A 23591-nucleotide genomic window follows, 5' to 3' on the forward strand; every position below is an offset into this window, starting at 1 on the left:
AGGTAGAGGAATTTTGTACATTGAGTGATTTATTTTAAGGTTTCATACGGAAAAATATACTTATACTCTATTTTAGGGGTAAACCCTACTAATAAATTATAAGAGAGTCTGGACATAAGTATAAAAGCGAATAAAAACCCGAATTAGCCTAATAATTCGGGTCTTTATTCGCTATTCAATAGATTTTTTGGGTACTATTTTTAAGAACTTAATTTTACAAAATCTATCAAAAAATAGTAGATTTCTGAATATTATCAATCGCCTTAGTTAATATCTCATTATTTTGCACAAGAGCGATTCTTACAAAACCTTCACCATGTGGCCCAAAAGCATGACCTGGTGTGACAACAACACCCGCTTTATCAATAAGAGCATAAGTAAAATCTAATGAGTTCCAGCCTCTTGGAATTTCTGCCCAAAGAAACATACCTGCTTCTGGTTTAACAATAACCCAACCTAGTTCTTTTAATCCATCAACAAGTGTATTTCTTCTAGATTCATAAATATCACGACTTTTTTGACAAAATTCCTCCCCATCTCTTAAGGCATGTATGGCAGCTTTTTGCACAGGTAAGAAAACTCCATAATCTAAATTACTTTTTAGTTGGCTCATCGCTTTTACAATTTCAGCGTTTCCAGCCAAATAACCAATTCTAGTACCAGCTAAATTGTAATTTTTTGAAAACGATGACATTTCTACTCCAATATCCATCGCACCTTCTATTGATAAGAAACTAATTGGCTTTTTACCTTCGAAATAAAGCTCACTGTAAGCAAAATCATGGAGTACAAGAATATTGTATTTTTTAGCAAACTCTACTACTTCTTTAAAATAGTCACTGCTAGCTACTGCTGGAACTGGATTACCAGGAAAATTCAAAATCATCAGCTTTGCTTCTTTTGCAATTTCTACTGGAATACTAGAAAGGTTTGGCAAAAATTGATGTTCTTTTTTTAGCGGCATAAAATAAGGTTTTGCACCTGCCATTGCTATGCCGGCTGCATAAGCGGTATACCCTGGATCAGGTACTAAAATTAAATCACCAGGATTAGCAAACACTAAAGGAAAATGGACAAGACCATCTTGAGATCCCATCATTAATAATACTTCTGATTTTTCTTGAAGTTGAACATTATAGTTTCTTTTATAGAACGCTGCAACTTCTTGATTGAATTCGGCAGTGCCAGTTAAGGAGTATCCATACTGATCCTCTCTTTTTACCTCTTTTGATAATATTGATGTTATAAAATCAGGAGGTGGTAAATCGGGACTACCAATACTTAAATCAATGATATCTACACCTTTTGCAATTTTTTTATTTTTATAGTGAGAGAGCTCTGTAAATATCGATGGTTTAAAGAAATTCATCCGCTCTGATAATGTTATTTTCATCTATATCCCCCATTTATTTCCCAAGTAAAATATATTTATATAATTTAATTTTTTCTGAAAATAAGTGTATCATATTTTATTCTCATTTTTGAAGATACCCTTATATATTATTGTCGAATAAAAGAAGTTTAGGTATTCTTTATAAAGAACGCGTATGAACGGATGTAAATGTAAATTGTCGACAAGTGAAATATGATATGTTTTTTGTTGTTTTTTGTCTCATTAGATTAATTATTTGATAATTATAAAATGAAGTCTATATAAACACTTAACCTTATTTGCTTTTAATTACATTTCCGTAAAAGCCTTAACTAAAAACACCTTTAAATTTTCATTAACGTATAAATCTAACTATAATGAAAAATATCATAAAAAAGGTAGGAATGAATGTGAGTCTTAAAAATCATTATTATTATTTTCAAGAATATCCAAAAATCGTATTAATTCCACTTGGAAAAAAAAATAAAAAAATTAGGTCGATTGGACATAAAACAGATAAATCCATACTCAACAGGTTAAATGATGCTCTTTCGAGGATGACTTTGTCCATTGATGAACGAAAAAATCTACAGTACTTTTTACAAATCAAACATGAAGCCTTTTTACCAGTAATGATGAATAAAGATGAAAAAGTAGAAACAAGAATCATCAAACCAAATTTCCTTCTTTGGAAATCTTTTTCTCCTAATCATGGTATACCCTATCAAAAGGAATCATTCTATGAAGAGGATATCTCCAAACTATCAAATGAAGAATTAATAATTTTTTTAAAAAAGGTAATAGCAGAATTTTTGTTTTGTGCAGAGCTTAGCAAGAAACCAGACAACCAATGGATACAAATAATAAAAAAAGCTTATAATCAGCATCCTTTTGTTCAGCTTTTTCTTGAAAAGCAAGAAATTGTTGATTCTGTAGAAATAGCCAATCGCTCTCCTCTTCTGTCTGTTCTTTCTCCACCAGAAGATGTTTCATATTGGAGACAGCGTGTCGAAATTGTTCTTTGGCCTTATCGTAAACTTCCTTTATGGTGTGAACACGATAAATCATTAATTGTTTTATCCTCAAAAAAGTTACTAATATGCGATTGTTCATTTTGTCAGAAAGAGTATCATTATTGTCTTAAAGAAGATAAGTATTTATTAGAGGAAAACCCCAATATGAACCAAGCAATCAAGCGGATTGCAACAATAGAAAATCAGTTTAATGAAATTATTGAGAAAAACACTAAACTAGTAAATAATTTAGAATTTCTCGTATATATAAAAAAGAATATAGATATATCAAAGATAGTAAAGTTAGTCAATCAAATTGATTCTCTACCATTTAATATAACAATAGAAAATCAGTTTGCTATGAATTTAATAAAAGAGCTTTCTCAAATTAGTGTTCCTTTCAGCCGTTCAAACTCTAGCTTACTTTGGATAAGCCTATTTCATATACCTACTATTACTTTACTAAAAACATTAAACAACTATTCCTTTGATGAGATTAACGAAAGCATCGAATCTTTACAAAAAGAACTTGTGAATGTACTTCGTCACTTTGCGATCAAACCTGATGAAACTCTTATTAAAATAAAGGAAAATCATCTTAGCTATTTTACAGTCGCAAGAATTTTAAAGGGAATTATTTCGTTGGAGGATCTTTCTTTCCATGTAATTGCACAAATCCTGAAAGGGAGAACTTCATATTCTCTTCGTGAACAAAAACTAGATCAACAATTCTTATTTGGTTTTCTAGAAAAGTGGGAAGAAAAAGATATCCATAAATTATTAAAAACACTAGAGAAAGAATTGTGGATTACAAAACATAGTACAGGTTTTATTGTCTCTGATAAAGGAGCTTCTTTAATAAATAATCTTGATGATAGTTAATATTTGAACTTAAGATCATCATGCAAAAAGACAAATAAATCTAAATCAGTTAAGTTGAAAGAAACAAGTTCGTTTCATTGCGCTGCAGACACTCCATTCGCCGGGGAGGGAGCTAAGCCTCCTCGGCTACTACGCCTATGGATCTTACTTTCCTCTATTCCCGTAGGTGCCCTAGTGTCTTCCTCTCCATTTCACTATTTCTTAAAAATATTATCCAATATCATAAAATCTATTGAAAACGGCAAATAAAAACCGAATTATTAGGCGAAATAAATGATTGTAATATCACCTAATAACTGGGTTTTACCATAAGTTTAACTAGTTATGTCTCAACCTTTTTTTTATTTTGTAGAGATTATATTAGTCCTATCCCCTCTTTTTGATTTTTTTGTCAATTTTTGCGCTTTCCCGAGAAATAATAGTTGATTTCAAAAAGTAATTTTTAACAACCGTCAATTCCACACGACATACCTTCTCCAAAAAATTGTAAGCTAGTAGGCTTTAGCTCTTGATTAATAATTTCTTCGAACGCCTCTTTGGACCTTACACCTGCTATCATTTGATTTCCTATTATAAATGTAGGTACAGCTTGAATATTCACTTCATTAATAGCTTTCTTTAATTCTTGTTGGTGCTTTTCTTTATACTTTCTTGCCTTCAATGCTTGATTAAACTCTTCTCCATTTAAGCCTAATTCTATTGCTAATTTTGTTAGTACTTCAATTTCACCGATATTTTGTTCTTCTTGGAAAAATGCACTTAGTATTCGCTCATTATATTCATTTGCTTTTCCATTTTCTTTCGCATATTGATATCCTTCAAAAGCTAAATGAGTATATGGTTGTGGAGATATTTTAGGCAATACCATCGACATTCCCATTTCTTTGGCCATAGGATAAACAGATTGTTTCCAAATTGATTGTAAATAAGTTTCTTCTGGTTTTAACGTTTCATTAGGATAAGGTCTTAGCTCATATGGCATCCACTCAACTTCTACATCTCTACCTTTGATTGCCTCATCAAAAGGCTTTTTAGCTATTAAACAAAAAGGACAAACATAATCACTATATACTTTTATTTTTATCGTCACTTCTATCAACCCCTTGACTTACCTTATAGTTATAGATTATAAATTATATTATATAAGGTACGAGTTGATCATACCTAACGTTTTGCTCTGGTTTTACATTAGGTTTAAACTACTATGGCTTTAAAATAATCTTTAAGCAATTTTCTTTACGACGATTAAAAATCCGATAAGCATGTTCAGCTTCTGTAAGAGGAAATGAATGTGTGATAATATCCTTTGTATTCAATTGCTGTTTTTCCAATAAGTTATATAATAACGGCATATTATGAACAGCAGGTGCAAGTCCCATTTTGATGGTAATATTTCTGGCAAAAAAATCTCCTAATGGGAATTGATTATATCTCAAGCCATAAATACCAACTAGTTGTATAGTTCCTCCTATTTTAACAACTTGACTAGCGAACTCTATTGTCCCAAGAGCACCCCCTTGAAGTTGTAGCGCTGTTTCTACCATTTCTATCGCTGTCATTTTTCCACTCATACCAACACAATCAATTACAATATCCGCTCCGCCATTTGTTATATCTCTTATAACATCAGAAAGTAATTCTTCTTGATCTATGTTATATCCTTCCGTTTTATTCCATCTCATTGAATGTTCAATTCGAAATGGAATACGATCAACCGCAATGACTCTTTTTGCCCCGTATAACCATGCAAGTTTTTGTGTTAGTAAACCAATAGGTCCACAGCCAATTACGATAACTGTATCTCCTTTTTTCATTCCCGATTGTGTAATTCCCCAATAAGCTGTGGGAATAGCGTCAGTTAATAGCAGTAATTCTTCATCAGTTGTTGAATTATTTGCTGGTACAACATAAGGGGTAAAATTAGCAAAGGGCACTCTTACATATTCTGCTTGACTACCACTATAGTCACCATATAATCTTGAACACCCATAGCAAGCACCTATTTCTCCTTCTACATTTGCAACCATACACTGACTTTCTAAATGATTTTTACAATTATCACAAACACCACAAGCTATATTGTAAGGAATTACTACTTTATCACCTTTACTTACTTTTGAAACACCTTCTCCAATTTCTTCGACAATTCCTATTGCTTCATGTCCAATAATCGATCCTTTTTGTAAGCTTGGGATCATTCCATGGTAAAAGTGAAGATCTGACCCACATATTGAAGAATGAGTTATTTTTACAATAATATCATCCGAATTCTTTATTGTAGGTTCTAAAACATCCTTTACTTTGATATCCATAAACCCTTGGTATGTGACAGCCTTCATTCCCTTACCCCTTTTAGCTTAATCAGTGACCTTTAGTAAATAATCTATTAAAGCTTGCTGTTCTTCTTTAGAAAAACCTGTAGAAGTATCAACCCAATATTCATGTCCCTTACCACTGACATGTGCTGTTCTTAATTTTTCATTTTTATTATTTTCAATGATAACTTTTTTTCGTAAATTAGAATCAATCATTGCAAGTAGACTATTTCTTGCTGACGGCTTTATTCCTTTGAAAATAGTTCCTGGGACTCCGATATCTTTTTCAATATTTGGTCCAACAGCCACACCACCATCATGAAGATATGGTGCACTCCAATATAAACCATATAAACTTATTGTTTTATATCCACCTTCTGACCCACCAAAGGCCCAGCCAAGCCTTAGTTGCAGTTCTTGTTCTTTTGTCATTTGAACTTCTTTAACAATAGGGTTTTCTGGCAATGGTACTGGTGTTTCAGGGTCGTATATGGAAGGAGATGCAAAAAAATTCTCTAATTTCTTAAAGCCCATCGCTCTAGAATTATCTGTTCCAATTTCTTCAGAAGGTATAACCTTGTTATTGGTTAAATATGTGCCACCATGACAGGAAATGCACCCTGCATTTTCAAAAACAATTCTCCCCTCTGCTCTACTTGTTTTAGATGTTGCTTTTAGCCCTGTTTTTGGTGGCTCTAATGTATTCATGAATGCCGACATCGCATTTTGTTGCTCCCATGTCCTAAGTCCATCTGAGCTTGAAAATAATCCAACACTTGTCATGTAAGATGCTCTGGGATAAGTCGAGGATGGAATTAGTGTGTTAACTCCGTCAGCACCAGGAGTTGGATCAACTTTTGAAAAGAATTCACTAGGTTTTACACCCGTCTTAGGATCATATCGGTATTTTTCATTTGCTGCATTTTGAAGAAGAATTGCCAGATATAATTCCTTATCAATATTTAATACTTCATTACTTATTGCTGTTTGTGATACTGAGTCCATATTTTGTGAATGCGCATTGTTAATTGCTGCACTTAACCCTTTAAATGGTCCAATTTGACCTTGTCCACTCCACCCATAAGGTTGATCACCTTTCGTAAATACATCAATAGTTTGAACAGGATTATTCTTAAAATCAATTGTTGTATCGTTACTTCCCTTTGGCCACTTCATCACTTCACGATCAACAAATTCTTCAAGTTGTTCTATATTAGGAAGAGCCTCAATATTTCCTTCTGAATTTTCAATCACACGGTTTTCATCTTTAATAAATTGTTTAATACTTTCCATTTCAGTATGTGTAAAATAAGAGGCTGAATTTGTCGCTAACGCTAACATTAAGCCAATATCAAGATCATTATTTGAAATTCCTTGAACAACCTCACCATTTTGATTAACACTAGCATGACATAATGCACAGCTAATACCTGCCTTAAGATTTCCTTCATCATATTTAAACTTTACACCTAAAGGAACATAAGCACCCTTTGGAACATCTAATCCAGTCTCAATTAATTCACCCTTTTCAATTGTCCGATCTCCAATCTTAACTTTCTGTGCAGATTCGACCATTAAATTATCTGTACCTTTTCCATTTAATTTAATAATTGCTTTTGTTATAGTAGGAAAAGAAAAGGCTCCGTCAAACAATCCCATAATGTCTGTAAAGAAAACCTCGTTTCCAAATGTTTCTTTATAAAAGAAATCCTTTCCTTGTTCTATTAACTTTTCTTGATCTTCATTTTGAATAAATGAAACTTGGTGAAACTTATTTAGATCCTTGTCTTCACTATTTACAACCTTCTCATTTGGTGGAACATAGGCATATTCTGGTTCTACAATTGTTAAAAAAGTAATAATTCCTGTTAGCATAACGAATATAATCAGCAAAGTAATTATGCCCTTGCGCAAAGTCAAGTCCCCCTAAATCTTGTGAATTTTCAATTGAATTTTTTGATCAATTGTCAGGCTACTTTGCTTATTATTCTGCTAAAAATGTAATAAATACGTCTTATTCAAAAAAACTAACTATCTTGAAGCAAAGCACAAGTGCCTCGAACAGCATCGAGAAGCATTAAAAATATATAGAAAAGAAGATGTCTATTTCTTCGGATTTCTATTATGACTTAGGAAAAATCTCGCTTTAGGATAACTGGCTCTTGAGCTTTCCTTATTATTCATGGGGAAAATTGTATTCTCTTTTTCATTGTGAATCTAATGAAAAGACTGGCATTGGCTGTCAAAGCACTAATCTACAGTGCGTTAATTGTCATCTCCTAAACAACAAAAAAAAACACCCTCAAAAAAGGATGCTCAAAATGTAGCTTTCATTTTATTTTACTTCCTCGAGTTCTTGAATCCTAGTTGCTATTGCTGTTGTTAAGTCTTGTGTCATTTCTTTTATATTTTTCTTCAATTTAGCATTAATCATTTTAGACATAGCAGCTTCTGATGATAAATCTAAAAATCCATTCATCATTGTTTCCTCTGAATTTATTTCTTCAGCCAGAAAATAACCATGTCCAGAAATTTTTTCGTTAATCCCTAAAAGATTAAATGTCACTTTATTAGGCTCTTCCCAACTAGTTATTTCAACTCGAAGCTCCACCTTCTTTTTAATTAACCCAAAGTCACTTTTAAATTTCCAAATCGAATCTGTTGAATTTAGCGTTTCATGGTCTATATAACCTGGAACAAGAGGTGCCCAATGGTCCATAACACTTACAAAATTCCATATAGAATGAATAGGTAGCTTAACACGTATTTGATGTAATTCACTTGGCATATCATCATCCCTTTCTTCACATCATTTTCATGAGTATTAATTTGACTTTATTCATGAAAACTAAATGTTATGCAAAAAAATAAGGTGATTTATGACTTAACCAATTCAAATTTCTTTCACATCAACAATTGGTAATTTTATAAAAATTGTTGTTCCTGTTCCAATTTTACTTTCAGCCCAAATATGTCCTTTGTGCTTCTTAATGATTTCTTTACTTATTGACAAGCCTAATCCATTACCTTTTAGCGATCGGTGATCTGACACTGTGAAATTCCTGTCAAAAATATACGGTAAATCGTCTTGCTCAATCCCTGAACCAGTATCAGAACATGAAATAAGAACATGCTGCTTCTCAATAATTAAACATAATTCAATTCCGCCCTCTTCTGTATGTTTGACAGCATTTGTTATTAAATTGGTAAACACTTGCTTCATTCGTTCATAATCTACTTCAATAAGTGGATAGTCACCTTCAGTAACTTCCTCTATTTGTAGCTGCAGCTTCAATCCCTTTTTAGACACTTCATATTCATACGATTTTTTGATCTTTTTTAACAATAGGTCTATTCTGACATAATCAAAGCTAAACGATAATTGACCATTTTCTAGTTGTGTTAAATCAAATAAATCATGTATAAGTATATTTAGACTTTTAATTCTGGTTATACTATTTCGTATATATTCATTTCTTTTTTCTTCCGTTTTAGCAAACCCATCTAAAATTGCTTCCATATACCCCTGTACACTTGCAATTGGAGCTTTTAGGTCATGAGAGATATTTGACAACAAGTCTCTCCTTCTTTCTTCTGCAAATGCGACTTGCTCATTAGCTTCTAGTAGTTCATTTTTAGCATGTTCAAGTTCAATGGTTCGTTCTTTCACTTTGTCTTCTAAATCGTGATATAAATTAGCATTTTCAATTGAAATGGCAGCCTGAGTTGATAAAAGCTTAAGAAATTTCACTTGTTCCTCAGTAAATACATGTGAAACCTGTTCATTTTCTAAATAAAGAATACCTTTCATTTCCTGATTGTAAGTTATTGGCAAACAAATAACTGATTTTGCATTTGTTTCTTTTATATATTGATCTTCTTGAAAAATAGAGTGTTGACTAGCATTGTCTAACTGTACTATTTGTCCCGTTCTAAAAACAAATTGAACGATACTTTTTGAAAAATGTTGTTCTTTTAGCTGATTTATCTGTTTTGATTGAACTTCAACAGCTAATTCATCATCTTTTTTTAATAAAATTGTTCCTTTTGTTGCACCAGTATTAGTTATTGTTATTGTCATAAGCTTTTCTAATAACGAATTAATTTGAACTTCACCTGATAAAATTTGAGCAGCATGATAAACAGCATTTATTTCCTGGGTTTTCAACGATTGATTTCCAACTTGATGAGCTAAAGGAGAACTTTTTATATAGTGATTATATTCAGATAACATTTCGTTGGCTTTGTTTAGCGCTCCCCATTTTAAGAAATAATGATAGGCTTCAGTTAAATAAAAGCTAGCTTGCTTTTGTTTAGATTGGTCGATATAAAATCTTCCAGCTAATTCATAACAAATAGCTGTAACGTGAACAAACGAACTAGTTTCGCATGATAAAATTGCTTCATCATAAACCTGCATTGCCGATTTTTTCTTACCTGTAATAACTAACATCTCTGCTTTAATTAATAATTGTTTTCCTTTGTAATTGTCAGGCGATTGTTTAGCGTATTTCACTAGCATTTTGTAGCTTTTTAGGATTTTAATAAAAAGCCCAATTCTAACCTTTAAATGCTCTTCATTTCTATACCTTCTTAATAGAACTAGTGCTTCATAAAAGTAAAATTCAGGGGCAATGACCAATGTTAATCTTTTAGTAACTAAGGATGAAAGCTCCTGTAAAACCAATGATGAAAAGCTTTCATTATCAAAAATAAAGGCCATCTTTAATCGAATTGTATAATGCATTATCTTGGCTGAATCATCATCAATTATCTTTTTAAATTCCCAATTATGTTTTTTTGTTCCTGTTAAGTGATTAATCCATTCTAGAACTTCTGCAAGGTAGCCTTCAGATATTTTATATTTAATATCTGAAATAAAAGATTTTTGTTTATTTGTAATATTTTCTAGCTCATTCAAATGAGTCCCATTTATCAAATGACTAATGACGATAAAAGAGCTATTAGCTCCAGCTAGATGAATATTTCCAGCCTGTAAACAAAATTTTTGAGACTTTTCTAGATACGTAATATTATTCTTTATATGCTTCTTCCAATGATTGACGAAACTCCCAAACACAAAATGCACTCTACCTTGAACATCTATTATTTTGTTCTTTTTTGAATATAAAAGTGCTTGTTCCCCAAATTCAAAGGATTGATTAAAATTACTAAATCCAGCACTTAATATTAAGGCATAATTATTTAAAACTAGTGGACTAAATTCGGTTAAGCCATACTTCATTGTCATTCTCATAGCTCTTAACATAAATATTGATGATAAATTTTGGTCAACATGATAAGTTGGTCCATTCAAGTTTATAAGTGTTTTAAGAATTAAAATTTTCTCCTCTGAAGTAATAAGAGGTAAAGTCAGTATATCTCTTGGCTTTTTTCCTAGTAGTGCAAATTTCACTAGTACTAACTCTGTTAAAACATCGAGTTTATTCGGCTTGCTCGGAAATTTTTCATCAAATAATCTTAATGCAGCTATTCCTGTGGTAACAGCTTCTTTAACGCGATGTACATGAGTGTATAACGTAATCTTAAGGTGATAAATTTTTAGTTTCTCGACCTTAGTTTTTGCATTATTTAAAATAACATCAAATATATACTCAGATTGTTCAAATTGACTATTTAAATAGTAGGCCTCACCTAGCTGAATAAATAGATCAAAGGTCAACTCATAATGTAATTCCCATTGTTCTCCCATCAGTTCGTACGCATTAAGAAAATATGATAAAGCTGACTGAAATGCTGCTGATTTTCTGGAAAACTCCCCTGCCTGAATGTTCATTTTAACAAGGTTACTTTTTTCTTCATCGGAAATATTTTCTTTAGAATAATTAAGGTGGTACAAAATAGATAATAACTTTGAGTTATCATTCTTGTTATGTGCCAACAAATATCTACCGATTTTAAGATGAATAGCTTTTTTCTCTTCTTCATTGATAGAAGAATAGATTGTATCTTGTATCTGATCATGAACAAATTTATATTTTTCTTTCCCATGGTCATGTTGATTTTGATTATTGCTAGAAACTTGTTGTATAACTAATCCTGATTCAATAGCTCTATGAAGAATTGCTTTTGTTAAACCATAATCTCTATCCATTGATAATGTTTGCAAATCAAAGATGTTTCCAATACAAGCAGCGATTTTCAGTATGTTTTGCGTTTTCTTCGGCAATATATTAATTCGATTTTCTATATAAGTGATAATATCTTCTGGCATATTTGTAGAAATCAATCTGTTTTTATCAATTGTCCACATCTTATTACTGTCATCATAATCAATTACTTTTCCAGTTATAAAAACATGAAATAATTGTCTAATATAAAAAGGGTTACCTTGTGTAATTCTCAATGTATAGCTTGATATATATGATAGATCTTCTTCACTACTAAAGTTTATCGTTCTCAACCATTTTACAACATCTTTTTCTGTTAAGGATTTTAATATCAGTTTATTAATAGACCTTATTTCACTTAGATTATTTTGAAGATGATAAATCTGATGTCCTAATTTCACTTCGTTTTGTCTAAATGCACATATAACATAAAAGTATTCAGTCTCTTTATTTGATAACAAATATTCAATTAACTCCAGAGAAGCTGAATCAGCCCATTGTATATCATCTAAAAATAGAATTAATGGATGCTCTTTTTTTGCAAATATTCGTATGAGTTTTTGAAACATATAATAGAAATGTGATTGAGTATCAGAAGAAGCTACATGCCCAGGAACAGGATCATAGTTGATGTCTATTATCCACATTAATTCAGGTAACACATTGATTAACATAGGAAGATAAGAGGATAGCTCCTCCTGAATTAGTTTAGACCATCTCTTCTTCACATTATTTTCGATTAATATCTTTTTCAGTAAAATTTTTATTGCATCTAAAATACCACTGTACGGATAATTTTTAACAAGTAAATCAAATTTACCATCAATAAAATAACTTGGCTTACCTTTAAGCTCATGTTTAAATTCTTCTACCAATGCAGTTTTACCAGTACCTGATTCCCCTGCAATTAATAAAATTTGAGATTTTCCCTTTTCCACAATATTATTTATTGACCTTATTTGCTCTAGCTCCTCTTGTCTTCCAATTAATTGATTTAAAAACATGGGGGAAGTGGTATTGCTGTTGCTAATAAAAAACAAATCTGACATACCTTTTTCCCGTAATTGTTTAAAGCTTAATAAATCTTCCTTTAAGGAGTTAACACTTTGGTATCGTTCATCTGGTGACTTATTAAGAAGCTTTAAAATGATTTCTGCCAAAGAATTAGGGATCTGTTGATTAATTTCACTAAGATGCAGAGGTTGTTTTGTTAAATGACTTTGATACCATTCAATTGAGGTATTTGCATAAAATGGTGTCCGTTTCGTAAGTAATTCATAAAATATGACTCCTAATGAATATAGATCTGATCGATAGTCAAGAGGTCTATTCATTCTTCCTGTTTGTTCAGGGGAGATATATGGAAGCTCTAAATTAACATCATTAATGTAAGGAGGGATTTCTTTTGTCCCTAAGTTTCTACTATACTGAAAGCCGGTAAGTTTTATATGCTTAGATATTGGGTCAAAAAAAATGGTTGAGGGTGAAAGGTTACAATGGATATAATTCTGTTTATGTAATTTCCCAACTGTAGAGGTTAATTTAATTGAGAATTCCAGAAATTCATCAATTGATTGACTTTTTTCAATAATATTCCGTAAAGGTCGTGCAGGTGTATATCTATAGAATGTTATTATCCCTCCTTCCTCAACACTCAATGGTTGCAGTACGTCTGTTATTTTTATCTCTCTTAAAATTTCATTCTCTTTGTTAGCTTGCTCTAAATAGGAATGTGAATGTGAATTAATAAATTTTATAAGCACTTTTTGATTGTAAATAGTCGAATATCCGTAATAAAAAGTTGATAATTGAAGATTTGCTACAATTTCTAATGATTTAACATTCTGTATTGTTACCATCTAAATGTAACCACCTTTACCTACTATATAACCTAAAAACTTTAACTAATCTTTAGCAATCTTTAAGATAGATTTATAGAACTTCAAGTATTCTAATCACATATCTAATTTTTAGGAGGGGTTAAATGAATCCTGTACTTCCACCATATAAGTTTGCGGAACTTGATTGTGAATGGACAGCTCTTATACAAGAAGCTTTAGAAATGGGAATCACTAAAGAGGAGATTATCTTCTTTTTGATATCATATCCTTCTATTGATCAGAAGCTTTAAATTTATAGCCCATACCCCTAAGCGTCAAGATATAAATAGGTTCAGATGGATTTGGTTCAATCTTTTTTCTAAGATTACTGATGTGGACCATAACGGTTCTATAATCACCCAAGCTATCTTCTCCCCAAATCATATCAAAGATTTGCTCTACATTAAAAACACGATTTGGATTCTCAGCTAGTAAGCAAAGCAGTTGAAATTCCTTCGCTGACAGTGTGATATGTCTATTTTTCACCTTAACTGTACAGCTTATTTTATCAATGTATAGATCTTGAAAGATGAGAATTGATTTTTCCACTTTTGAAGTTTGCACATATTCATGCTGAAATCCTGCAGTGCTTCTTCGTAAATGTGCTTGTACCTTTGCAACTAATACTGCAGGGCTAAATGGCTTTGTTATATAATCGTCTCCCCCAATTTTATGTGCTAATATCTTATCAAAATCTTCTTCTTTAGAGCTTACAAATAAGATTGGTGCATTCGTTTTTTGACGAAGTAGTCGACAAACTTCATATCCATCAATATCAGGAAGTAAGATATCTAAGATAATTAATCTAGGTTTATGTAAATCTACTAATTTAACAGCGTCAATCCCAACAGTTGAAGTTATTACCCTATATCCTTCTTTTATAAGATACATTCGTAAAATAGATTTCAAATCTAAATCATCATCTATAATAAATATTGTTTCTCCTGCCATAAGTTAATAATCCTCCGTCTTAAAATAAGCAATATACAACAATACTAGTAAACCCTCTGGCTTTTAAAACTTCAATAAAGTTACAATAAAAATAGATTACTTCTTAAAATATAATTAACATATTCTATTATATCCCGATTTTAACAGACTTCAATCTATAATATGCAAATTAAGGAAATATATTGAATTTAGCCAAACAAGTGAGCAGTAGCTATATAACTTAAAAGTGTCATTCATCTCATTTATTAGATCTTTGTCATTCATCTGAAGGTATAAATTTCACTTCTGCTCATACTTGTTAAGTTATTATTTTTCGATTGATTGTTTACAACCACCTTAGTGATATTGTTAAATGACAGCACTCTACATTTTCAATACTTGACGACAACTTCAACATAATTCCATCTGGATTAAAGGTTGTTTTCACCTTAGATGTAATGCCTGTTGATTGAATAAGGCGTTCTACCTCTGTCATATCTGAATGTTGGGCTGCATACATCACTTTATTTGCAAAAGATTTGGAATCAGCCAATTTGTTTAATACAATACTTGCTTCCTTCATTATATTCCTCATTGATTTAGCAGATTGTTCTAAAAGTGTAGAGTCTACATCAGGATATTGTCGACTTGGATTAGACTTATAATGATTTGTAGCAACATATGCTGGGGAATGGTTGATGAAACTTAGGTTTCCATAGTATACAGGCTGATACATAGGCTGACAGTAATAGTTAATCACATATAGCAGCTCCTTATTATTTTTTCACACACATTAATATACTGTAAAAAGAAATTTTAGTGACTGTTTTAATAAGGCTGTTTTCCGAAAACTTTTTTGCTTATATATACCCGAGCATTGTATTAAGTCTAGTGGCATCTTTTACACTGTTTCTACTGCGTATTTTGGTTATAGTAAAAATCTTTCAGATAAGAGCCTTAAATAATGTGGTTTTCGTATAATTTTTTGCATAATAAATTAAATATTTCACAATAAATAAATTTATTTTACCTGGTCAATTTCTTAATCAAAAACCTTTTTCATGTGTATTGCTGAATTAAGACCAATATTGAGAATGCGATGAATATCGGGATAACAGTTTGAAAGAACCTGATGAGGCGCTTTTTAACAACCCTCTTGTCAAATTTCTTTAATTCACTTGACCTCTCCAATTCAATCCCTCCTTCTCATTTGCATAGACATAAAATCTTTAAGTAAGTTCAAGAATTTTTCCTAAACGCAACTTTCTTATATTTTATCAGATTCTTCAGAAAATGTGCGTGTTTTTCTAAAATGAATGATAATTTAAATAAAATAAAAAAGAACCACACAATCCTTGAATTGAATACTAACTTCATTAGTCAATTCTATAGGAGAGCCTGATTCTTTATATAAGGTACAAAAGCTTTGATTTCGATTTTCCCCAGTTCGAAATTGTTGGTAAGTGCGTGAGTGAGGAAAATCAACTTTTATCTTTTTATCGGAAGTATAACCTTAACAATTGTTCCGTGATTGATTTTACTGGAAAACTTTATTTCTCCGTTATGAAATTCAGCGATTCTATAGCTAACTGTTAACCCCAGACCAGTTCCTTTCTCCTTCATTGAATAAAAAGGTTCACCCAAATGTTTTACTCGCTCTTCCTCAATGCCACAGCCATCATCTGTAAAAATTAAACAAATTGATTGGACATCAAATATGGAAACAGAAATAGTGATATTTTTAGCAGAAGCTTCAATTGAGTTTTTAATTAAGTTGATAAAAAGCTGTTTTAACTGATTAGGTTCACACTCAATTTTAGGTAAATGAACATCTGTTTCCACTTTTAAAGTAACACCATGTAAATTTGCTTCTGATTCTAATAAAGACTTAACATCTGTAAGAATCATATTTATATCTTTTTCTTGAAATTGGATTTGTTGAGGCTTAGCCAATACTAGTAGTTCACTTGCTATGATATTAATTCGTTCAAGCTCATCTAACATTATTTTGTAATATAATTCATTTTCATTTTTCATCTCAGCAGATTGGATCATTTGAATAAAACCTTTTATTGATGTTAACGGATTTCTTATCTCATGTGCCACACTTGCAGCAAGCTCTCCAACTACTGATAATTTCTCTGTTTTTCTTAGTAATTCTTAATCGTATCAAAAGTCTTTACTGTACCGTCTGGCATAGGAATTTCTTCAATACATCGACTTGGTTTTCCATGATTCCATGCTTGTTCATCAGATATTTCACAATACCTTAATGCATCTCCATAAAAATCTGTAAATTGAGCTAGCTCAGAGTCTGTTTTTCCATGAAAATCTATTCCTTCTAATTGAAAGAGCTTTAATGCAAAATCATTTGCTTCGATCCATTTTCCATCTCCATCTTTAAAATTCACAAAATCCACCATCGAATTAATTAAGATAGTTAATTTATTATTTTCTTCTTTTTCACTTTCATATGCTTCTTTTTTTAATACCAAATAATAAATAAAACAACTAGTAATTAGTACAAAAATAAACCCTTTAATATTTTGAAATACTATTAGGATTTCTTTTGGTAAATTTAAATAAACAATTATATTATCAGTAACCACTATCCATATTGAACTGAATACTATATAGATAAAAAGAAGTCTAAATTTATTTGTCATGCTGCTCTCCTTTATTGCAAAACATTAACGTGATTAATTATGTCTCACTTATTCCAAGTAAACTTTTAATGATCTTCATTATTATAGTATTTTTCATTTAAGTTATATAGTCATTTATGCTACTTCTATTATATCTTTACTAGTATTTATTATAATTAAATACAAAAAAGACCCATAGTTCACTATAGGTCTTTTTTGTATTTACATTATTTTATACAATTATACTAAAACTGTACTTCCCATTAAAGCACGATCTACTTCACGTGCAACTTCACGACCTTCGTTAATAGCCCAAACAATTAAGCTTTGACCACGTCGTGCATCACCAGCAGCATATACGCCTTCAATGTTTGTACGGAAGTCACCATATTTTGCAGCTACAACATTACGAGCTGTTGTATCAACATTAAACTGTTTTAATACAGGTTGATCTGCACCTTCAAAACCAATTGCAATGAAAACTAGTTGTGCAGGCCATACTTTTTCAGATCCAGGAATTTCTTTGAAATAGTATAAACCATTTTCATCTTTTAATTTCTCCATATTGATCGTATGAAGCTCTTTTAAGTTTCCATTTTCATCAGAAACTAGTTTTGTTGTTTGAATGCAATATTGACGAGGATCATCACCAAATTTTGCTTCAGCTTCCTCATATGCATATTCCATTGTAAAAACATGTGGAGATTCTGGCCACATATTTTCTTTTTTACGAGACATTGGTAATTTAGGATGTTTACCAAACTGAACGACACTATTACATTCTTGACGAAGTGCTGTTGCCACACAGTCTGCACCAGTGTCTCCTCCACCAATAACAATAACATCCTTACCTTTAGCATTGATGAAATTACCATCTTCAAAATTTGTATTTAAATAGCTCTTTGTCACATCAGTAAGATAGTCCATTGCAAAATGAACACCCTTTGCCTCGCGTCCTTCAATAACTAGATCACGTTGCTTTTGAGCACCTACACAAAGAATAATTGAGTCATACTGATCACGAAGTTGTTCAGATGTAATATCCTTACCTACTTCAGTGTTCGTAACAAAAGTAATACCTTCTTGTGTCATTAAGTTTATACGACGCTCTACAATACCTTTATCAAGCTTCATATTTGGAATACCATATGTTAACAAGCCACCTGGTCGGTCTGCACGTTCGTATACAGTTACAGAATGACCTACTTGATTCAATTGATCCGCAGCTGCTAAACCAGCAGGACCAGAACCAACAATTGCAACCTTCTTTCCTGTACGCTTTTCAGGAATTCTAGGTGTTATCCAACCATTTTCAAAGCCTTTATCAATGATTGCTTTTTCAATATTTTTTATTGTGACAGCAGGGTCATTAATTGCTACGTTACAAGAACCCTCACATGGTGCAGGGCATACTCTACCCGTGAATTCAGGAAAATTATTCGTTTTCATTAAACGATCTAGTGCTTCTCTCCATCTTCCACGATAAACTAAATCATTCCACTCAGGAATTAAGTTATGAATTGGACACCCAGAGGTAAAACCATTAATTTCAGTTCCAATGTGACAGAAAGGAGTGCCGCAATCCATGCAGCGTGCTCCTTGTCTGCTTAACTTTTCCTCAGAGAAAGGAGCTGAATACTCTTTCCAGTCATTTAAACGCTTGAGAGGGTCGCGTTCGGCTGCCTCTTCACGCTTAAACTCTAAAAATCCTGTTGCTTTCCCCATCTTCCTCTCCCCTTTCTACTGTACTACTGCTTTTGAACGAGCTGATTTCGCTGCTGGTTCTTTTTTTTCAGATTTTGCATTTGCTTCAAACGCACTCATAATTGCTTCATCATTTGTTAAGCCCGCTTCCATTTGCTCAGCAATACGATTCATCATACGTTTGTAATCTTTCGGAATTACTTTTACAAATCTAGTAATTGATTCTTCCCAATTTGCAAGTATCGAACTTGCTTTAGTGCTATCTGTATAAGCTAAATGATTTTGAATCATACCTTGTAAAAAGTTAATTTCCTGGTCATCTACTAAACTCTCAAATTCAATCATTTCATCATTACATAATGCTTTAAATTCTTCTTTATTGTCAGCTAGGATATAAGCAATTCCTCCAGACATCCCTGCACCAAAGTTTTTACCAACTTCTCCAAGGATTACAACACGACCACCAGTCATGTATTCACAACCATGATCTCCTACACCTTCAACAACAACATTCACACCACTGTTACGAACGCCAAAGCGTTCACCTGCATGGCCATTGATATAAGCTTCCCCACTTGTTGCACCATAGAATGGTACATTACCAATGATGACATTATCAGAAGGAACAATTGTTGAGTCAGCTGATGGCTTAACAATAATCTTTCCACCAGATAAACCTTTTCCAAGATAATCATTTGAATCTCCAGTTAAGTGCATTGTTATACCTTTTGGTACAAATGCTCCAAAACTTTGACCAGCAGAACCAGTGAATCTTAGTGTGATTGTATCTTCTGGTAGACCTTCTTCACCATAACGTTTCGAAATTTCACTACCAACAATCGTACCTGCAACACGATTTATATTTTTTATATTAAATGACGCATCTATAGGAGTACCTGTTTCGATTGCATCTGCAACCTTAGGTAATATTTCAACCATATCAAGAGATTGATCAATTTTATGATTTTGCTTAATTTTAGCTGTACGTGCTCCTTCAGGTTGGTATAAAAGGGTTGTTAAATCTAAGTGCTTCGCTTTCCAATGTTGCTTTGCTCGTTCACTCACTTCGAGTACATCTGTACTTCCAACCATTTCTTCCATCGTTTTGAAGCCAAGTTCAGCCATTATTTCACGTACTTCTTGTGCTACAAATCTCATATAATTTACGATATGATCTGGATCTCCTGCAAACTTATCGCGTAACTCTGGATTTTGAGTAGCAACACCTACTGGACAAGTATCTAAATGACACACACGCATCATAATACATCCCATAACAACAAGTGGAGCTGTTGCAAAACCATACTCCTCAGCACCTAAAATAGCTGCCATAGCAACGTCACGACCAGTCATTAGCTTTCCATCAGTTTCTAACACAACACGATCACGAAGACCATTTAACATTAGTGTTTGATGAGCTTCTGCTAAGCCAAGCTCCCATGGTAAGCCTGTATGTTTGATACTCGTTTTAGGAGATGCACCAGTACCACCATCATAACCACTAATAACAATTACATCTGCAGCACCTTTTGCAACACCAGCTGCAATTGTACCGACACCAGCTTTTGCTACCAATTTAACACTTATGCGTGCATCACGATTTGAATTTTTCAAATCATGAATAAGCTGTGCTAAATCTTCAATAGAATAAATATCATGATGAGGTGGAGGTGAAATCAATCCCACACCAGGTGTAGAGCCACGTACATCTGCTACCCAAGGATATACTTTATTTCCAGGTAACTGTCCACCTTCTCCAGGTTTTGCACCTTGAGCCATTTTAATTTGAAGTTCATCAGCGTTCACTAAATAATGACTCTTCACTCCAAAACGACCTGATGCAATTTGCTTAACTGCACTTCGACGTAGATCACCATTTGAATCAGCAGTAAAACGATTTGGATCTTCTCCACCCTCACCGCTGTTACTCTTACCACCTAAACGATTCATAGCAATTGCCAATGTTTCATGTGCTTCTTTACTTAATGATCCAAATGACATAGCACCAGTTTTAAAACGTTTTACAATTGAATCAACTGATTCAACTTCATCAATTGAGATTGCTTCTCTATTACTCTTAAGTGTGAATAAGTTACGTAGGAAACCAATTCTTTCTTCGTTTGCTGAATAAGAGTATTTCTTAAATAACTCATAATCATTTTTGCGACAAGCCCATTGAAGAGTATGGATTGTTGTTGGGTTAAACGCATGATGCTCTCCATTTTTTCTCCATTGGAAATCACTACCAGAATCTAATGTCTTATCAATCTTTTCAGAGTATGCATCTTCATGACGTAATTTTGCTTCTTTAGCAATTGTAGCTAAATCGATACCATCAAGCTGTGACGCTGTACCAGTAAAGTATTTATCAATAACCTGTTGACTAATTCCAACAGCTTCAAAAATTTGAGCTCCACGATAACTTTGAACTGTTGAGATTCCCATTTTAGACATTACTTTTACTACACCTTCAGTAACACCTTTAATGTATTTTGCAACAACTTCTTCATAGTTATATTTTAAACTTCCATCAAGTATTGCTTCTTTATATGTTGCAAAAGCAAGATATGGGTTAATTGCATCCACACCATAGCCAATTAACGCAGCAAAGTGATGAACCTCTCTAACCTCACCTGATTCAATAACAATGCTTGCTTTAGAACGAGTTCCTTGACGCACAAGATGTTGATGTAGTGCTCCTACTGCTAAAAGTGCTGGTATAGCAGCTTTCTGTGCATTCATTAAACGATCAGAAAGGATAATAATATTTACATCATTCTCTATTGCTTTATCAGCTTCTGCACATATTTCATTAATAGAAGACTCTAAATCTTCTGTAAATAATGCATGAATTGTTTTGCACTTAAAGCCTGGGTAAATATTTAAGCGTAATTGTGCTAAATGATCATTAGAAAGAACAGGAGAATCTAATTGAATTCTTCTAGCGTTTTCTTTACCAGGGTGAAGAATATTAGCTTCAGAACCTAGTAATGTCATTGTTGATGTAACAATCTGCTCTCTAATAGCATCGATAGGAGGATTGGTTACTTGTGCAAATAACTGTTTAAAATAGTTAAACAATGATTGTGGTCGATCAGATAGAACGGCAAGTGGTGAATCATTACCCATAGAACCAAGAGGATCTTTTCCTTCTGTAATAATCGGTAAAAGATATTTTTGAATATCTTCGTACGTATATCCAAAAGCTGCTTGACGCTCAGGAATATCTGAAACAACCTCTTCCGCTAATACTGCTGATTGATTATCCAACTTAACAAGTTGTTCATCTAACCATTGTTGATAAGGCTCTTCATTTGCCATTTCTTCTTTAATTTCTTTATCAGAAATAATTCTACCTTCTTCTAAATCAATAAGAAGCATTTTACCTGGGCTCAAGCGGTCCTTATATAATACATTGCTTTCTTCGACATCAATAACTCCAACTTCAGAAGAGAAAATGATATAGTCGTCCTTTGTTACATAGTAACGAGCTGGACGAAGACCATTACGATCTAAGATTGCACCGATTTGTTTTCCATTTGTGAAAGAAATAGCAGTTGGTCCATCCCATGGCTCCATTAAGCAGCTGTGATATTCATAGAATGCTTTTTTCTCAGGGCTCATATGTGGGTTTTCAGTCCAAGGTTCTGGAATCATCATCATAGCAGCATGTGCTGGCTTACGACCTGCTAAAACGAAAAATTCAAACGCATTATCTAAAATAGAAGAGTCACTACCATCAGCGTCTAAGATAGGTAGTACTTTATGAATATCTTCTCCAAAAGCTTCTGAAACAAATTGTTGCTCTCTTGCTTTCATCCAATTCATGTTACCTCGTAGTGTATTAATTTCACCATTATGAATAAGGTAGCGATTTGGATGAGCTCTTTCCCAGCTAGGGAATGTGTTTGTACTAAATCTTGAGTGTACTAAAGAGAAAGCAGAAACAAAATCTTCATCTTGTAAATCTAAATAGAAAGCATCGACTTGTTCAGGAGTTAAAAGTCCTTTATATACAATCGTACTGCTTGATAGACTTGTAAAGTAGAAGCGTAGTTCGCGTTCTCTAGCCCAATTTTCTGCTTGTTTACGAATTACATATAATTTACGTTCAAAGGATATATTATCTTGTATGTTATCATTAGCACCAATAAATACTTGGCGAACAACAGGACAGCTCATTCTTGCAACTGGCCCAACTTCTTCAGCATTTACAGGAACATCTCTCCAACCTAATAAGATTTGTCCTTCTGCTTCAATGAATTTGTTTAGTTGTGCCTCAATTTGTTGGCGTTCTTTATCATCATTGGAAAAGAACATCATACCAACACCATATCGTCCACTTTCAGGAAGGGTCATTTCCTGGCAAGTTTTTTTGAAAAAAGCATCAGGGATTTGCACCATTAAACCAGCGCCATCACCTGTAAGTGGATCACTACCTTGTCCTCCCCTGTGGTCAAGTTGACAAAGCATATTTAGTCCCTTTTTCACAATATCATGTGTAGCATGGCCTTTAAGATGAGCGTATAAACCGATACCGCATGCGTCATGTTCAAATTCAGGACGGTAGAGACCTTGTGCTTTAGGTATTTGATTGTAAGTCATGTAATATCTCCCCCCGTTAGATAATCTTACACCCGATAATTTTCAGATAATTACATTATATATTTCCAAATTGATATAAACAATATATAATTTAGATTAAATTGATCTATTTTT

The 23591-nt window shown here is 32.7% G+C and carries 14 protein-coding genes; 2 read left to right on the plus strand and 12 right to left on the minus strand.

What is annotated here, in order from left to right; genetic code table 11:
* Positions 1-226: 226 nt before the first annotated feature.
* Positions 227-1393, minus strand: coding sequence for an LL-diaminopimelate aminotransferase (locus tag FS935_RS02595; RefSeq protein ID WP_146945957.1), 1167 nt, complete (start codon positions 1391-1393; stop codon positions 227-229).
* 389 nt (positions 1394-1782) lie between these two features.
* Here FS935_RS02595 and FS935_RS02600 point away from each other — a divergent pair, with 389 nt between their 5' ends.
* Positions 1783-3267 (plus strand): RQC-minor-2 family DNA-binding protein, encoded by a 1485-nt coding sequence (locus FS935_RS02600; RefSeq protein WP_158638512.1) that lies wholly within the window; start codon positions 1783-1785, stop codon positions 3265-3267.
* 442 nt (positions 3268-3709) lie between these two features.
* Here the strand turns inward: FS935_RS02600 and FS935_RS02605 are convergent, their stop codons facing one another.
* From FS935_RS02605 to FS935_RS02625, 5 genes are all read right to left on the minus strand, one after another.
* Positions 3710-4357: a DsbA family oxidoreductase gene (locus FS935_RS02605; protein WP_146945959.1), complete on the minus strand. Its 648-nt coding sequence runs from the start codon at positions 4355-4357 to the stop codon at positions 3710-3712.
* 112 nt (positions 4358-4469) lie between these two features.
* The gene (locus tag FS935_RS02610; RefSeq protein WP_146945960.1) at positions 4470-5606 is read right to left on the minus strand and encodes an alcohol dehydrogenase catalytic domain-containing protein; all 1137 of its coding nucleotides are present in this window, start codon (positions 5604-5606) and stop codon (positions 4470-4472) included.
* Between the two features lie 18 nt (positions 5607-5624).
* Positions 5625-7496: an electron transport protein gene (locus tag FS935_RS02615; RefSeq protein WP_240050794.1), complete on the minus strand. Its 1872-nt coding sequence runs from the start codon at positions 7494-7496 to the stop codon at positions 5625-5627.
* A 421-nt stretch (positions 7497-7917) separates the two neighbouring features.
* The gene (locus FS935_RS02620) at positions 7918-8370 is read right to left on the minus strand and encodes an SRPBCC family protein (RefSeq protein ID WP_146945961.1); all 453 of its coding nucleotides are present in this window, start codon (positions 8368-8370) and stop codon (positions 7918-7920) included.
* Positions 8371-8475: 105 nt separating this feature from the next.
* On the minus strand, positions 8476-13572 hold the full coding sequence (locus FS935_RS02625; protein ID WP_146945962.1) for an AAA family ATPase: 5097 nt from the start codon (positions 13570-13572) through the stop codon (positions 8476-8478).
* Between the two features lie 125 nt (positions 13573-13697).
* On the opposite strand from FS935_RS02625, the gene FS935_RS02630 reads away from it, so the two are divergent.
* Positions 13698-13844 (plus strand): anti-repressor SinI family protein, encoded by a 147-nt coding sequence (locus FS935_RS02630; RefSeq protein WP_146945963.1) that lies wholly within the window; start codon positions 13698-13700, stop codon positions 13842-13844.
* Here FS935_RS02630 and FS935_RS02635 read toward each other — a convergent pair.
* From FS935_RS02635 to gltB, 6 genes are all read right to left on the minus strand, one after another.
* Complete coding sequence (locus FS935_RS02635; RefSeq protein ID WP_146945964.1) at positions 13825-14544, minus strand: response regulator transcription factor; 720 nt, start codon at positions 14542-14544, stop codon at positions 13825-13827. The genes FS935_RS02630 and FS935_RS02635 overlap by 20 nt on opposite strands.
* A 325-nt stretch (positions 14545-14869) precedes the next feature.
* Positions 14870-15283 carry a YuzC family spore coat inner layer protein gene (locus FS935_RS02640; protein WP_158638513.1) on the minus strand — a complete coding sequence of 138 codons (414 nt, stop codon included), beginning with the start codon at positions 15281-15283 and terminating at the stop codon, positions 14870-14872.
* Positions 15284-16011: 728 nt separating this feature from the next.
* Entirely contained in the window at positions 16012-16629 is a 618-nt protein-coding gene (locus tag FS935_RS23830) for an ATP-binding protein (RefSeq protein WP_240050795.1), read from the minus strand.
* A 44-nt stretch (positions 16630-16673) separates the two neighbouring features.
* Positions 16674-17189, minus strand: a complete 516-nt coding sequence (locus tag FS935_RS23835) for a sensor histidine kinase family protein (protein WP_240050796.1) — start codon at positions 17187-17189, stop codon at positions 16674-16676.
* A gap of 219 nt (positions 17190-17408) precedes the next feature.
* Positions 17409-18893 (minus strand): glutamate synthase small subunit, encoded by a 1485-nt coding sequence (gene gltD, locus FS935_RS02650; RefSeq protein WP_146945966.1) that lies wholly within the window; start codon positions 18891-18893, stop codon positions 17409-17411.
* A 15-nt stretch (positions 18894-18908) separates the two neighbouring features.
* Positions 18909-23477, minus strand: a complete 4569-nt coding sequence (gltB, locus tag FS935_RS02655) for a glutamate synthase large subunit (protein WP_146945967.1) — start codon at positions 23475-23477, stop codon at positions 18909-18911.
* Positions 23478-23591 lie beyond the last annotated feature (114 nt).

It is taken from the genome of Metabacillus litoralis (assembly GCF_007994985.1).
GTDB classification, from domain to species: domain Bacteria; phylum Bacillota; class Bacilli; order Bacillales; family Bacillaceae; genus Metabacillus; species Metabacillus litoralis.

Excerpts from the sequence above, each read along its gene's own strand:
- FS935_RS02595 (WP_146945957.1), bottom strand. The coding sequence starts at position 1,393 with ATGAAAATAACATTATCAGAGCGGATGAATTTCTTTAAACCATCGATA.
- FS935_RS02610 (WP_146945960.1), bottom strand. The coding sequence starts at position 5,606 with ATGAAGGCTGTCACATACCAAGGGTTTATGGATATCAAAGTAAAGGAT.
- FS935_RS02620 (WP_146945961.1), bottom strand. The coding sequence starts at position 8,370 with ATGCCAAGTGAATTACATCAAATACGTGTTAAGCTACCTATTCATTCT.
- FS935_RS02625 (WP_146945962.1), bottom strand. The coding sequence starts at position 13,572 with ATGGTAACAATACAGAATGTTAAATCATTAGAAATTGTAGCAAATCTT.
- FS935_RS02630 (WP_146945963.1), top strand. The coding sequence starts at position 13,698 with ATGAATCCTGTACTTCCACCATATAAGTTTGCGGAACTTGATTGTGAA.
- FS935_RS02635 (WP_146945964.1), bottom strand. The coding sequence starts at position 14,544 with ATGGCAGGAGAAACAATATTTATTATAGATGATGATTTAGATTTGAAA.
- FS935_RS23835 (WP_240050796.1), bottom strand. The coding sequence starts at position 17,189 with ATGACAAATAAATTTAGACTTCTTTTTATCTATATAGTATTCAGTTCA.
- gltD (WP_146945966.1), bottom strand. The coding sequence starts at position 18,893 with ATGGGGAAAGCAACAGGATTTTTAGAGTTTAAGCGTGAAGAGGCAGCC.
- gltB (WP_146945967.1), bottom strand. The coding sequence starts at position 23,477 with ATGACTTACAATCAAATACCTAAAGCACAAGGTCTCTACCGTCCTGAA.